The sequence below is a fragment of the Streptomyces megasporus genome (assembly GCF_000718985.1).
GTDB classification, from domain to species: domain Bacteria; phylum Actinomycetota; class Actinomycetes; order Streptomycetales; family Streptomycetaceae; genus Streptomyces; species Streptomyces megasporus.
The window spans coordinates 75,555-88,980 of the sequence record NZ_JODL01000003.1; the positions used below are offsets into that span (position 1 = coordinate 75,555).

At 73.0% G+C, this 13,426-nt stretch carries 10 protein-coding genes; 4 read left to right on the forward strand and 6 right to left on the reverse strand.

What is annotated here, in order from left to right:
- Positions 1-113: 113 nt before the first annotated feature.
- Positions 114-3,263 (reverse strand): isoleucine--tRNA ligase, encoded by a 3,150-nt coding sequence (ileS, locus tag IF47_RS0103890; RefSeq protein ID WP_031506624.1) that lies wholly within the window; start codon positions 3,261-3,263, stop codon positions 114-116.
- 547 nt (positions 3,264-3,810) lie between these two features.
- Here ileS and IF47_RS0103895 point away from each other — a divergent pair.
- The 3 genes from IF47_RS0103895 (at position 3,811) to IF47_RS0103905 (ending at position 6,204) form a co-directional block, all read left to right on the forward strand.
- Positions 3,811-4,536 carry a TraR/DksA family transcriptional regulator gene (locus IF47_RS0103895; protein ID WP_245640986.1) on the forward strand — a complete coding sequence of 242 codons (726 nt, stop codon included), beginning with the start codon at positions 3,811-3,813 and terminating at the stop codon, positions 4,534-4,536.
- A 34-nt stretch (positions 4,537-4,570) separates the two neighbouring features.
- Complete coding sequence (gene lspA / locus IF47_RS0103900) at positions 4,571-5,185, forward strand: signal peptidase II (protein WP_031506627.1); 615 nt, start codon at positions 4,571-4,573, stop codon at positions 5,183-5,185.
- 77 nt (positions 5,186-5,262) lie between these two features.
- On the forward strand, positions 5,263-6,204 hold the full coding sequence (locus tag IF47_RS0103905) for an RluA family pseudouridine synthase (RefSeq protein ID WP_031506628.1): 942 nt from the start codon (positions 5,263-5,265) through the stop codon (positions 6,202-6,204).
- Positions 6,205-6,291: 87 nt separating this feature from the next.
- On the opposite strand, the gene IF47_RS0103910 is transcribed toward IF47_RS0103905, so the two are convergent.
- Positions 6,292-7,440: a mechanosensitive ion channel family protein gene (locus tag IF47_RS0103910; RefSeq protein ID WP_078591552.1), complete on the reverse strand. Its 1,149-nt coding sequence runs from the start codon at positions 7,438-7,440 to the stop codon at positions 6,292-6,294.
- Positions 7,441-7,577: 137 nt separating this feature from the next.
- On the opposite strand from IF47_RS0103910, the gene IF47_RS0103915 reads away from it, so the two are divergent.
- Complete coding sequence (locus tag IF47_RS0103915; protein ID WP_425423548.1) at positions 7,578-8,159, forward strand: dienelactone hydrolase family protein; 582 nt, start codon at positions 7,578-7,580, stop codon at positions 8,157-8,159.
- A 24-nt stretch (positions 8,160-8,183) separates the two neighbouring features.
- On the opposite strand, the gene IF47_RS0103920 is transcribed toward IF47_RS0103915, so the two are convergent.
- The 4 genes from IF47_RS0103920 to IF47_RS0103935 all read right to left on the reverse strand — a co-directional run bounded on the left by IF47_RS0103920 (position 8,184) and on the right by IF47_RS0103935 (position 13,347).
- Complete coding sequence (locus IF47_RS0103920; RefSeq protein WP_031506633.1) at positions 8,184-9,920, reverse strand: serine/threonine-protein kinase; 1,737 nt, start codon at positions 9,918-9,920, stop codon at positions 8,184-8,186.
- Positions 9,921-9,924: 4 nt separating this feature from the next.
- Positions 9,925-11,592: an alkaline phosphatase D family protein gene (locus IF47_RS0103925; RefSeq protein WP_051716985.1), complete on the reverse strand. Its 1,668-nt coding sequence runs from the start codon at positions 11,590-11,592 to the stop codon at positions 9,925-9,927.
- 187 nt (positions 11,593-11,779) lie between these two features.
- A complete protein-coding gene (locus tag IF47_RS0103930; protein WP_031506636.1) occupies positions 11,780-12,583 on the reverse strand; it encodes a thioredoxin domain-containing protein in 804 nt (267 codons plus the stop codon).
- 59 nt (positions 12,584-12,642) lie between these two features.
- Positions 12,643-13,347, reverse strand: coding sequence for a hypothetical protein (locus IF47_RS0103935; protein WP_245640987.1), 705 nt, complete (start codon positions 13,345-13,347; stop codon positions 12,643-12,645).
- Between the last annotated feature and the right edge of the window lie 79 nt (positions 13,348-13,426).

The following is a 13,426-nucleotide window of genomic DNA, read 5'->3' on the forward strand; positions in this document are numbered from 1 at the left end:
GCGTGCCCTCTTCACTCCCGGTCGTCACTCCCGGTCGCGACTTTCGACTCCCGGCCGCGGGACGCGGCCGCCGGCCGGCGCCACGGGGACACCGGCCGGCGGTCGCCGATCGCTCAGGCGCGGCGGAGCCGGAAGGTCAGGGAGAGCCCCTCGTCGGAGAACGTCTCGCCGAAGGAGTCGTCGCCCTCGCCCCGCACGTAGTCGGTGGCCAGCACCTCGTCCGCGATCAGGGCCTGGTGCTCGGTGAGGGCCCGGACGACCTCCTCGTCGTCCGACCGCCACCGCAGGGCGATCCGGTCGGCGACGTCCAGGCCGCTCTTCTTGCGAGCCTCCTGGACCAGCCGGATCGCGTCACGGGCCAGCCCGGCCCGCCGCAGCTCCGGGGTGATCTCCAGATCCAGGGCGACCGTGGCACCGGCGTCGGAGGCCACCGACCACCCCTCGCGCGGGGTCTCGGTGATGATGACCTCCTCCGGCGACAGCGCGATCGTCTCGCCGTCCACCTCCACCGACGCCGTGCCGGCGCGCAGCGCGGCCGAGAGCTCCGCGGCGTCCGCCTCGGCGATGGCCTTGGCGACCGGCTGGGTGCGCTTGCCGAAGCGGCGGCCCAACGCGCGGAAGTTCGCCTTGGCCGTGGTGTCCACCAGGGAGCCGCCGACCTCCGACAGGGAGGCGAGCGAGGTGACGTTCAACTCCTCGGCGATCTGCTCCCGCAACTCGTCCCCGAGCAGCTCGAAGCCCTGCGCGGCGAGCAGCGCCCGCGACAGCGGCTGCCGGGTCTTGACGCCCGACTCGGCGCGCGTGGCCCGACCCAGCTCCACCAGGCGCCGCACCAGCAGCATGTCGCGGGAGAGGTCCGGGTCGATGGCGTCCGGGTCGACGGTCGGCCAGGAGGCCATGTGCACCGAGGGCGGCGCGTCCGGGGTGACGGGGACGACCAGGTCCTGCCAGACCCGCTCGGTGATGAACGGCGTCATCGGGGCCATCAGGCGGGTGACCGTCTCCAGCACGTCGTGGAGGGTGCGCAGCGCCGCCGCGTCGCCCTGCCAGAAGCGGCGCCGCGACCGGCGCACGTACCAGTTGGACAGGTCGTCCACGAAGGTCGACAGCAGCTTGCCGGTGCGCTGGGTGTCGAACGTCTCCATGGCCTGGGTGCACTGGTCCACCAGGGCGTGGAGCTCGCTGAGCAGCCAGCGGTCCAGCAGCGGGCGGTCCGCCGGGGCCGGGTCGGCCTCGGAGGGCGCCCAGCCGGAGGTGCGGGCGTACAGGGCCTGGAAGGCGACCGTGTTCCAGTAGGTCAGCAGGACCTTCCGGACGACTTCCTGGATCGTGCCGTGGCCGACGCGCCGCGCGCTCCACGGGGAGCCGCCCGCCGCCATGAACCAGCGCACCGCGTCCGCGCCGTGCCGCTCCATGAGCGGGATCGGCTCCAGGATGTTGCCCAGGTGCTTGGACATCTTCCGGCCGTCCTCGGCGAGGATGTGGCCCAGGCAGACCACGTTCTCGTAGGAGGAACGGTCGAAGACCAGCGTGCCGACCGCCATCAGCGTGTAGAACCAGCCGCGGGTCTGGTCGATGGCCTCGCAGATGAACTGCGCCGGGTACCGCTTCTCGAACAGCTCCTTGTTCCGGTACGGGTAGCCCCACTGCGCGAAGGGCATCGACCCCGAGTCGTACCAGGCGTCGATGACCTCCGGGACGCGGACGGCCCGGTGGGAGCAGCCCTCGGCGGGGCAGTCGAAGACGACCTCGTCGATGTAGGGCCGGTGCGGGTCCAGGCCGGACTGGTCGGCGCCGGTCAGCTCGGTCAGCTCGGCCAGCGATCCGACGCAGGTGAGGTGGCCGTCCTCGCACCGCCAGATGGGCAGCGGGGTGCCCCAGTAGCGGTTCCGGGACAGGGCCCAGTCGATGTTGTTGTGCAGCCAGTCCCCGTAGCGGCCGTGCTTGACGGAGTCCGGGAACCAGTTCGTCCGCTCGTTCTCCCGCAGCAGGGCGTCCTTGACGGCGGTGGTGCGGATGTACCAGGACGGCTGCGCGTAGTAGAGCAGCGCGGTGTGGCAGCGCCAGCAGTGCGGGTAGCTGTGCTCGTACGGCAGGTGGCGGAAGAGCAGACCGCGCGCGTCGAGGTCCGCGACCAGCGCCTCGTCGGCCTTCTTGAAGAACTGCCCGCCGACCAGCCCCAGGTCCTCCTCGAAGGTGCCGTCGGGCCGGACGGGGTTGACCACCGGCAGCCCGTAGGCGCGGCAGGTCCGCAGGTCGTCCTCGCCGAACGCGGGGGACTGGTGGACCAGCCCGGTGCCGTCGTCGGTGGTGACGTACTCGGCGTTGACGACGTAGTGGGCGCCCTCGATCTCCACCAGGTCGAACGGGCGGCGGTACGTCCAGCGCTCCATCTCGCGGCCGGTGAAGCTCTGCCCGGTGACCTCCCACCCCTCGCCCAGGGCCTTGGCCAGCAGCGGCTCGGCGACGACCAGCTTCTCGGCGCCGTCCGTGGCGACCACGTAGGTGACGTCGGGGTGCGCGGCGACCGCGGTGTTGGACACCAGCGTCCAGGGGGTGGTCGTCCACACCAGCAGCGCGGCCTCGCCGGCCAGCGGGCCGGAGGTCAGCGGGAAGCGGACGTAGACCGAGGGGTCGACCACGGTCTCGTAGCCCTGCGCCAGCTCGTGGTCGGACAGGCCGGTGCCGCAGCGGGGACACCAGGGCGCCACCCGGTGGTCCTGGACGAGCAGCCCCTTGTCGAAGATCTGCTTCAGGGACCACCAGACGGACTCGATGTACTGGGGGCTCATCGTCCAGTACGCGTCGTCCATGTCGACCCAGTAGCCCATCCGGGTCGTCAGCTCGGCGAAGGCGTCGGTGTGCCGGGTCACCGACTCGCGGCACTTGGCGTTGAACTCCGCGATGCCGTAGGCCTCGATGTCCTGCTTGCCGGAGAAGCCCAGCTCCTTCTCCACCGCCAGCTCCACCGGCAGGCCGTGGCAGTCCCAGCCGGCCTTGCGCGTGACGTGGTAGCCGCGCATGGTGCGGAAGCGGGGGAAGACGTCCTTGAAGACGCGGGCCTCGATGTGGTGGGCGCCGGGCATGCCGTTCGCCGTCGGGGGACCCTCGTAGAACACCCATTCGGGGCGGCCCTCGGACTGCTCCAGGCTGCGGGCGAAGATCTTGTTCTCGCTCCAGAAGTCCAGCACGGCGCGTTCCAGCGCGGGAAGGTCCACCTGGGCGGGCACCGGACGGTACTGGGGCGGGGGCTGTGGACTCACTGCGAGCTTCCTCCAACGGACGTCGTGACTTCCGCCGGAGGGACGAGACCGCCGCGCCTCGGCGCCGGTTCCCGCGGTACCACCCTCCTTGACGACGGGAGCGCACCGGGTACGCGTCCCACCGCCCACTCATTGGTGCTGCGATGCCGGTTCTACTCACCGCGTGCTCGACTCGCGCGCACGGGCTTTCCTCCGGCGGCTCCGGGGTGATCTTCACGCCGCGCTCGCCCCCGGGCTCACACCGTCCCCGGGTCGCTCTCGGCCGCCTACGGACGCTACTCGTCCCCATCCACGCCTTTCGCTCTGCCCAGTGTACGGGTGTCCACCGATGGTGGTGGACCCGGTTTTCGGGCCGCGCGGCGGGGCACAACGCTTCGCGGGGGCACGCGTCCCGCTCGGGAGGAAGCACGGGCGGACCGGCGTGCCCCGTTGCCGCGCGATGGGGGCCGACTTATCGTTCCCGTCACGATTCGCGAGCAAGATCACACTATGTGAAGGGATCGTGGCCATGGTGGTGAGGCGGACCGCGGGGAAGGGAGCGGAATCCGTGCGAGAGCCCGTCACCGGGGCCGGCGACGGCGAGCGGACGAGGACGGGGGAGGAGACCTCCACGCGGAAGACCTCCGCCAAGGCGAGAGCCGCGGCGAAGGCGGCGAACACGGCGGGCGGGCAGCCCTCCACCACGGGGGTGACGGAGAGGAGGGCCGCCCCCGAGGCGGCCGACCGGGACGTCGCCACGGAGACGGTCGCCGAGGAGGCGGCCGGGAAGAAGACAGGAGCCAAGACGGTGGTTGCCAAGAAGACCACGACGGGAGCGCCGGCCGCCGACAAGGCCGCCGCGGCACCCACGGCGCGCGTGACCACGACACCCGCCGCCCCGGAGGAGTTGCTCGTACGCCCCGGCGAGAGCCCGTGGAGTCCCGGGGAGGTGGAGGAGGCGCGCGCCGAACTGGCCCAGGACGCCGCACGGCTGCGCACCGAGATCCTCGCCGCCGAGGAGGCCCTCAACGGCCTGATGCGCGACTCGGCCGACGCCGCCGGGGACGACCAGGCCGACACGGGCACCAAGAACATGACCCGCGAGCACGAGATGGCCCTCGCGGAGAACGCCCGCGAGATGCTCTACCAGACCGAGCGGGCCCTGGAACGTCTGGAGTCCGGAACGTACGGGGCCTGCGAGCACTGCGGACGACCGATCGGCAAGGCGCGGATGCAGGCCTTCCCCCGGGCCACGCTGTGCGTCGAGTGCAAGCAGCGGCAGGAACGCCGCTGACGGCCCCGCGCGGGTGTGACGTACCCTGCATCACGTGACAGAGGTGGAGAGGGCCGACGGCAAGCCCGAGAAGGCCGAGGCGGAGACGGCGGACGCGGCCGAGAGCGAGGCGACGACCGCGACGGGGACCGGTTCCGGGAAGGGCGAACGACCGACGACCGGAGGTCGCCGGCGGGTCGCGGAGCTCGCCATCGTGGCGGCTCTGGCGTACGCCTTGGACCTGATCACCAAGATCCTCGTGGTCGAGAAGCTGGAGGGCCACGACCCGATCGAGGTGATCGGGACCTGGCTGCGCTTCCAGGCGGTGCGCAACCCGGGCGCCGCCTTCGGCATCGGGGAGGCCCTCACCATCGTCTTCACGATCATCGCGGCGATCGTGATCGTGGTGATCGTGCGGATCGCCCGCAAGCTCTACAGCACGCCGTGGGCCGTGGCGCTCGGGCTGCTCCTGGGCGGGGCGCTGGGCAACCTCACCGACCGGGTCTTCCGCTCGCCGGGGGTGTTCCAGGGCCATGTCGTGGACTTCATCGCGCCCGCGCACTTCGCCGTCTTCAACCTCGCCGACACGGCGATCGTCTGCGGCGGCGTGCTCATCGTGATCCTGTCCTTCCGCGGCCTGGATCCCGACGGAACGGTCCACCGCGACTGACCGGAACGTGACCGGAACGTGTGCGTGCCCCCGCCCACCGGGCGGGGGCACGGTGCGCTTCCGGCATACTCGATCGGGTGAGTCAGCTTCCCGAGATCCGCACCCTGCCCGTACCCGACGGCCTGGAGGGCGAGCGCGTCGACGCGGCCCTGGCCAGGATGTTCGGCTTCTCCCGCACCAAGGCGGCCGAGCTGGCCGCGACGGGGAAGGTCCGCCTCGACGGAGGCGAGGTCGGGAAGTCCGAGCGGGTGCGCGGCGGGGCCTGGATCGAAGTCGAGATGCCCGCGCCGCCCGCGCCGGTGAGAGTCGTCGCCGAGCCCGTGGAGGGCATGCGGATCGTGCACGACGACGCCGACCTCGTGGTGGTCGACAAGCCGATCGGCGTGGCGGCCCACCCCAGCCCCGGCTGGAACGGGCCCACCGTGATCGGTGGGCTCGCCGCCGCGGGCTTCCGCGTCTCCACCTCGGGCGCCGCGGAACGCCAGGGCATCGTGCACCGACTGGACGTGGGGACCTCCGGGCTGATGGTGGTCGCCAAGTCCGAGCGCGCCTACACCCTGCTCAAGCAGCAGTTCCGCGAGCGCACCGTCGACAAGGGCTACCACGCGCTCGTCCAGGGCCACCCGGATCCGCTGAGCGGCACGATCGACGCCCCCATCGGGCGGCACCCCGTCCACGACTACAAGTGGGCCGTCACCGCCGACGGCAAGCCGTCGATCACCCACTACGACCTGATCGAGGCGTTCCGGGCCGCCAGCCTGCTCGACATCAAGCTGGAGACCGGCCGCACCCACCAGATCCGCGTCCACATGGCCGCCCACCGGCACCCCTGTGTCGGGGACACGACCTACGGCGCGGACCCGACGATGGCGAAGAGGCTGGGACTGGCCCGGCAGTGGCTGCACGCGGTCCGGCTGGGCTTCGAGCACCCGGCGGACGGCCGCTGGGCGGAGTTCTCCAGCGACTACCCCGACGACCTCCGCACGGCCCTGGACCGGGTCCGCGCCGAGAGCGCGTAGCGGGGGCGGCCGGCGGGGAGAGCGAGCCGGGAAGAGCGAGCGAGGAGACGAAGGGGACACCCGGGAGGGGCCGGGGGCCGGGTTCGGTCAGGGCGCCTTCCGGGCGTCCGGTATGCCCGCCCGGCCCGGCTTCCCCGAACCGTTCGACCTGTCGTCCGCCCGGCGCGTCTCCCGGGTGGGCTCCGGCGCCGGCTCCCGGGTGGGCTCCGGCGCGGCCTGCGCCGTGGTGACGCGGGGCAGCGCGTAGGGGTGCTCCCGGTGGAGCCAGGTGATCAACTGCTCGCGGACCTCGCAGCGCAGCGTCCAGATGTCGTCGGACGTGCGGGCCGTCACCATCGCGCGGACCTCGATCGTGGAGGGCGTGGTGTCGGTCACCAACAGGCTCCAGGCGCGGCCGTCCCACGCGTCGCTGGCGCGCACGATCTCCTCGGTCTTCGCCCGGATCTCGGCTATCGGGGCCGAGTGGTCGAGGTGGAGGTAGACCGTGCCGGTCATCTGCGCGTTGTTGCGGGACCAGTTCTCGAAGGGCTTGCCGGCGAAGTACGACACCGGCATGGTGATCCGCCGCTCGTCCCAGGTGCGGATGACGATGTACGAGACGGTGATCTCCTCGACCGTCCCCAGCTCGCCCTCCACCACCACCGTGTCGCCGATGCGCACCATGTCGCCGAAGGCGATCTGCAGACCGGCGAAGAGGTTGCCCAGGGTGGACTGCGCGGCGATACCGGCGACGATGCCGAGCACACCGGCCGAGGCCAGCATGGAGGCGCCGAGCTTCTCCATCGCGGGGAACTGCAACAGCATCGCGGCGGCGGCGATCACCGTGACCACCGCCGTGGCCAGCCGCCGCACCAGGGTCAACTGGGTGCGGACGCGGCGCACCCGGGCCGCGTCGTGGGCCGTCCCCGCGTAGCGGGAGTAGGCGGTCTCCACGATGGCGGTGACGATCCGCAGGGCCAGCCACGCGGTGGCCCCGATCAGGATCAGGCCGAGCCACAGGTCCACGGTCTGTTGGTGGTCCCGGGCCAGGTGCGTCTCGCCGGAGAAGGCGTTGAGCAGGGCGACGAAGACGACCGCCTGCAGCGGCCACCGTCCGCTGCGCAGCAGCTCCCACATCGGGGTCTCCGGGTGCCGGGCGTCCAGGCGCCGCAGGGTGCGGTCCATGACCCAGCCGACGACGAGGGCCAGTGCGATCGCGCCACCGAAGACGATCAGTGGCCGCAGCACGTTCTCCATGGTCGTGTGAACTCCTCGGAGGCTCCTGGAGACGAAAAGGGCTCCACCGACCGTACCTGGCACGATGGGGGGAATTCCGCTCCGGGTGAGGCGCCCGAACGCGGATCATGAGCCTGACCTGCGAAGGAAGTGACACCGTGCCCACCGTTGTGATGTTCCACTCCGCCTACGGGCTGCGTCCCGCCGTCCACGCCGCGGCCGACCGGCTCCGGGAGGCCGGGCACGAGGTCCACACCCCCGACCTGTACGACGGACGGACCGCCGAGACCGTCGAGGACGGCATGGTCATCAAGGACGAGATCGGCCGTGACGAGCTGCTCAAACGGGCCGTCGCCGCCACGGCGCCGCTGTCCGAGCGGGGGCTGGTGTACGCCGGGTTCTCGCTGGGCGGGGCGATCGCCCAGAACCTCGCGCTCGCCGACGTCCGCGCGCGCGGACTGCTCCTCCTCCACGGCACCTCGGACATCGCGGAGGACGCCGCCGTCGACGAACTGCCCGTCCAGCTCCACGTCGCCGACCCCGACCCCTTCGAGCCGCACGACTGGCTGAACGCCTGGTACCTGCGGATGCGCAGGGCGGGCGCGGAGGTGGAGGTCCACCGCCACGCCGGGGCCGGTCACCTCTACACCGACCCCGACCTGCCCGACTACGACCGGGAGGCGGCCGAGCGGACCTGGCGGATCGCGCTGGACTTCCTGGCGGAGCTCCGGGAGGGCTGAGGCGGTTCGGACGCGGCGGGCCGGTCAGGGGCGCGTGCAGCGGCCCGAGCCACCCGGACCGCTCGTGGTCGGGACGCACTGGTACACCCGGTCGTCCGCGTCCCGGCTGAGGTAGCGGCCCTGGCACTCGTTCTGCTTGGTCATGCCGTGCTCCCGGCACCACCGCGCCGCGGCGTGCCCGTCGGGGAACGGGCCCGGCGCGTAGATCATCCAGTAGCCCGGGCGGAGCGAGGCGAAGTCGTCGCTGAGCAGCACCCGCGCCCCGGGCGCCTTGGCGCGGACGGCGGCCAGCCGCTTGTCGCGGACGGCGGTGCCGGAGGAGACCGGCTCGGAGAACAACTGCGCCACCCAGGTGTCGACGCTCTCCTCGCCGGCGATCGGGGCCCCGTCGTCCGGTGGGGTCCTGTCGGCGGACGGGGTCGGCGTGGCCGACGGTTCGGGTGTGGCGGGGGCCGACGAGCCGGCGGGGGAGTCGGAGGACGGCTCCGACGGGCCCTTGGCGTTCCCCTCCGAGGACGGTGCGTCGGACGGCGAGGCGGACGGCGCGTCGGGCGGCGAGGCGGCGGGGGAGGAGGCCGCTCCCGCGCCCCGGCCCTCCTCGCCGTCCCCGGTGAACGCCGTGAAGGCGTACGCGGAGGCCGCGATCAGCGCCGCGCAGACCGCCGCCCCCACGGCCGGCGCGACCCACCCGCGACGCCCGGGCGAGGCGGTGGGGACGGTGGCGCCCGTGCCCGGGACGTCCGGGCGCGGGGCGGTGGCCAGGGTCGGCGGGTGGAACGGCGCGCCCGGCGGGGGAGGCGGCACCGCGGGGCGTGGGGCCGTGTGGGTCTCCATCAGGTGCGGGGCGGACCGGCCCGCCTCCGCCTCGGCGAGCAGCGCGTCGAACCGCTCGGCGTCGGGCCGCGCCGCCGGGTCGCGGACCAACATCGCGGTCAGCGCCGGGGCGAGCGGCCCGGACCGCACGGGCGGCGGGATCGGTTCGTCGAGGACGGCGGCCAGCGTGGCCAGGGCCGTCGGGCGGCGCAGCGGGCTCGCGCCCTCCACACAGACGTACAGCGTCATGGCCAGCGACCACAGGTCGGAGGCCGGGTCGTCGTCCCCGCCCCGGATGCGTTCGGGGGCGATGTACTCGGGGGAGCCGACGATCTCGCCGGTGGCGGTCAGCGACGTGGAGCCCTGGACCGCGGCTATGCCGAAGTCGGTCAGCACCGCGTCAAGGCCCCCGCCCCCGTCCGGGCCGCCGGGCCCGGCGGGAACGTTGCCGCGCAGCAGCACGTTGGCGGGCTTCACGTCGCGGTGATGGATGCCGGCGGCGTGCGCGGCGCGCAGCGCGGAGAGGATCTGCCGTCCCAGCCGGGCCGCCTCGCGCGGCCGAAGCGGACCGTCGGCGATCCGGTCCTGGAGGGAGGGGCCGGGCAGCAGCTCCATCACGATCCACGGATACGGCCGCGAGTCCACGATGTGGTGGACCGTCACCACGTGCGGGTGGTTGATCCGGGCCAGGGCCCGTGCCTCGCGCAGGACGCGTTCGCGCGCCCTGCGCGAGGCGGTGTCCTCGTCGGCCGGGTCGGAGGCGGGGCCGGGGGCCGAGGCCGGATCGGGCGGCCTGACCTCCTTCAGGGCCACCTCGCGGTCCAGCACGGTGTCGCGGGCCCGCCACACCGTGCCCATGCCCCCGCTGCCGAGCCGTTCCAGCAGCTCGAACCGTCCGTCGACGACCCGTCCGGGCCGGGTGTGATCCTCGTGCCGTCCCCCTGACATGGGGTCAGCGTACGGGGTCCTCCGCGCGCTCCACACGCTGGGCACCCGAACGTGTGCGGTAGGAGCGGACGTGGTGGGCGGTCGCTCGCGGGTCCGTCTTGTCCGACAGCGCGTAGTAGTCCATCTGCGCCCGCTCGCCGGTCACGTCCAGGACGCCGTAGCCGTGCGAGTCCATGTCGACCCACTTGGTGTGGCGGTTGGCGGCCCGGACGGCGGCCTCGGCCACCGAGGAGACGGTGTGCGGCGGGACTCTCAGGACGTCGTCCAGGTTGTCCGAGGTGACGGAGGTGACCACGAACTCCGTGGCGACCGGCCGCTGCAGCGGGTACGCGGCCGCCCGGACGGGCACGTCGTTGGCGAAGGCCATGTGGATGTCGCCGGTGAGGAAGACGGTGTTGTCGATGCCCCGGTCGCGCAGGTGGGTCAGCAGTTCGCGGCGGTCGTCGGTGTAGCCGTCCCACTGGTCGACGTTGACGGCCAGCCCCTCGCGGGGGAGGCCCAGCAGCTCGGCCAGCGGCCCGAGCAGGTGGGCGGGAACGGAGCCGAAGGCCATCGGCGAGATCATCACCGAGGTGCCGACCAGGTGCCACCGCGCGTCGGAGGCCGCCAGCGAGGACTTCAACCAGTCCAACTGCGCCCGGCCGGTGATGGTGCGGTCGGGGTCGTCCACGTCGCCGCTGCCGAAGCGGGCCTGCCGGTCGCGGAAGGAGCGCAGGTCGAGGAGGTGGAGGTCGGCCAGGGAGCCGAAGCGCAGCCGCCGGTGGACGGTGCCCTCGGTGGACGGGCGGACCGGCATCCACTCGAAGTACGCCTGCCGGGCGGCTCTCGCGCGGTCCGTCCAGTCGCCCTCCGTCTCCGGCGTGTGGTTCTCGGCCCCGCCGGACCAGGCGTCGTTGGCCGTCTCGTGGTCGTCCCATATCGCGATCACCGGGTGCGCGGCGTGGAGGGCCCGCAGGTCCGGGTCGGTCTTGTAGTGGGCGTGGCGCTGCCGGTAGTCGGACAGGGTGATCGTCTCGTGGACCGGCCGCATCTCCCGGACGATCCCGTCCTTCAGCGGGAACTCGCCCTTGCCGTACTCGTAGATGTAGTCGCCGAGGTGGAGGACGGCGTCGAGGTCCCTCCGGGCGGCCAGGTGGCGGTAGGCCGTGAAGTAGCCGCTCTCGTAGTGGGCGCAGGACACCACCCCGAAGCGGACGCGGTCCGCCGCGGTGCCGTCGGCGGGCGCGGTGCGGGTGCGGCCGGTGGGGGAGTGGGCGCCGCCGACGGCGAAGCGGTAGAAGTACTCGGTGGCCGGACGCAGCCCGCGGACGTCGGCCTTGACGGTGTGGTCGGCCGCGGCCGTGGCGGTGGTGCGACCGGAGGCGACGACGGAGGCGAAGCCGCGGTCCTCGGCGACCTCCCAGGAGACCTCCACGGGGGCGCCCAGACCGGAGCCGGGCGTCGCCTCGGGGGTGGGGGTGACGCGGGTCCACAGCAGGACGCCGTCGGGGAGCGGATCGCCGGAGGCGACGCCGTGCGCGAAGACGAGCGAGCCGTCAAAGGCGTCGACGCCGTCCGCCCGGGCGTGCCGGGCTCCGGCCAGCGGAAGCAGCGCCGCGGTCGCCGCCGTGGCCGCGACGACCGTACGGCGCGTGGGCGCGGCGATACGGGGAGTGGTGTTGGTGTCGGTCACGGCCACGGATGCTACGCGCCGGTAGGAACGGCGGGTAGCGGGCTGACAAGAGTTCGTCGAACCGTCGAGTGGTGTTTCGGCCACGGTCCGAAAGCGGCTCCGGCCCGGTCGGCCGCGCCGCCTCGGGCGACGCGGCCCACCGGGCCGGAAGCGGGGTGTTCCGGGCCGTCGGGGCCCGGTTCCCCGATTACTGGATCTTGACGCCGAGCTTGTCCAGCTCGGCGGGGAGCGTGGCGATCTCCACGTCCTTGCCGTTGATGCGGACGGTCGGCGTGCCCTGGATCCCGGAGTCGTTGAAGCTGTCGACCATCTCCAGGGCCCACTTGTCGTAGGTGCCCTTCTCGACGGCCTGCTCGAACTCCTTGTTGCCCTTCAGCGCGTCGACGTTCTCCGCGACGTCCAGCAGGTAGTCGTTGTCGGCGAACTTGTCCTGGGGCTCGGCCGGGTGGTGCTCGGCGGAGTACAGCAGGGAGTGGTACTCGGTGAACGCCTCGGTGCTCACGTTCAGCGCGGCGCCCAGCGCGCTGATGGCGTTCTTGGAGCCGCTCCCGCCCATGTTGCCGTCGATGATGCTGCCGAGGTGGATCTGGAGCTTGTACTTGCCGTCCTTGGCGCCCTGCTTGAGGGGCTCGCCGAGCTGCTGCTCGAAGTTGGCGCAGGCCGGGCAGCGCATGTCCTCGTAGACGTCGATGGTCGTCTTGGCGTCCTTGCCGCCGATGACGACGGCGGTGCCGTTCTCGCCGGTGGCGTTGGCCGGCTTCACCAGCTTCTTGTCCGCCGCCGCGGACCAGGACTTCCCGCTGCCGCCGCCGTCGCTCTCCATGTTGGCGACGGCGAAGCCGACGCCGCCCGCGATGGCGAGGACGCCGACCACCGAGGTGCCGACGATCAGCCGGCGGCGCATCTTCTCCTTCTTGGCCTGCTTCTCGCGCTCGATCCGCAGCCGCTCGCGGGCGGCACGCTTGGCTTCCTGGCTGTTGCGCTTGCTCATGGGGGTGTGTTCTCCGTGTCGTGTGCGTGTGTGGGGGACCCGTGGTGCTCGGGTTGTGCTCAGGCGGCGAGAGCCGGCGGGCACGGCGGTCCCCGCCGCACGACGGAGTGGACCAGCAGCGGGAGCGCGGACGGCACCGCGGGCCCCGAGGCCGCGCGGGCGCCGGGGCCGGACGGCGCGGGGGCCGGGCACAGGACGGTCGCGACCAGCGACAGCGGCCGGAAGAGGGACGCGGCGGCGGCGCGCAGCAGCCGGGTGAGCGCCGCGTCGCCCCGGCGTAGCCAGGCGGCGGCGGTCAGCCCCACCGCCACGTGCGCGGCGAGCAGGAGCCAGGGCGTGGCGGGGTGGGCGCCGTGGGCGAGCGTGGGCGTGCCGGAGGCGGCCACCCGCGCCAGGGGCGTCCCGAAGTCGCCGCCCGCGCACAGCAGGTCCAGGCCCAGGGAGCGCAGCGGGCCGGCCACGGGCCCGCCCGCCTGCCCGTAACAGGCGTCCTGCCCGGTGGTGAAGACGGTGTCCGCGGCCAACTCCAGCGGCACCAGCGCGCCGGCGACCGACCAGTACCCCCGCTCCCGACCGGCCAGGGCGAAGGCGACCGCGAACACCACCGCGGTGACCGCGACCAGCGGCGGGTACGGCAGGGGGTTTCCGGTGAGCAGGACATGGGCACCCGCGGACAGGGTGACGCACAGCGCGGTGAAGACCGCGGCGCGCACCGTCCGTACTCCTGTGTTCGTCCCCGTGACCGGGACGTCCCTCGTGCCCATCGCGATCGAGTGTGCCACGGGCTCCGCCGAGAAGGACCCGGAAGGCCGGAAGAGGGTGGCGATCGCAACACGAACGAGG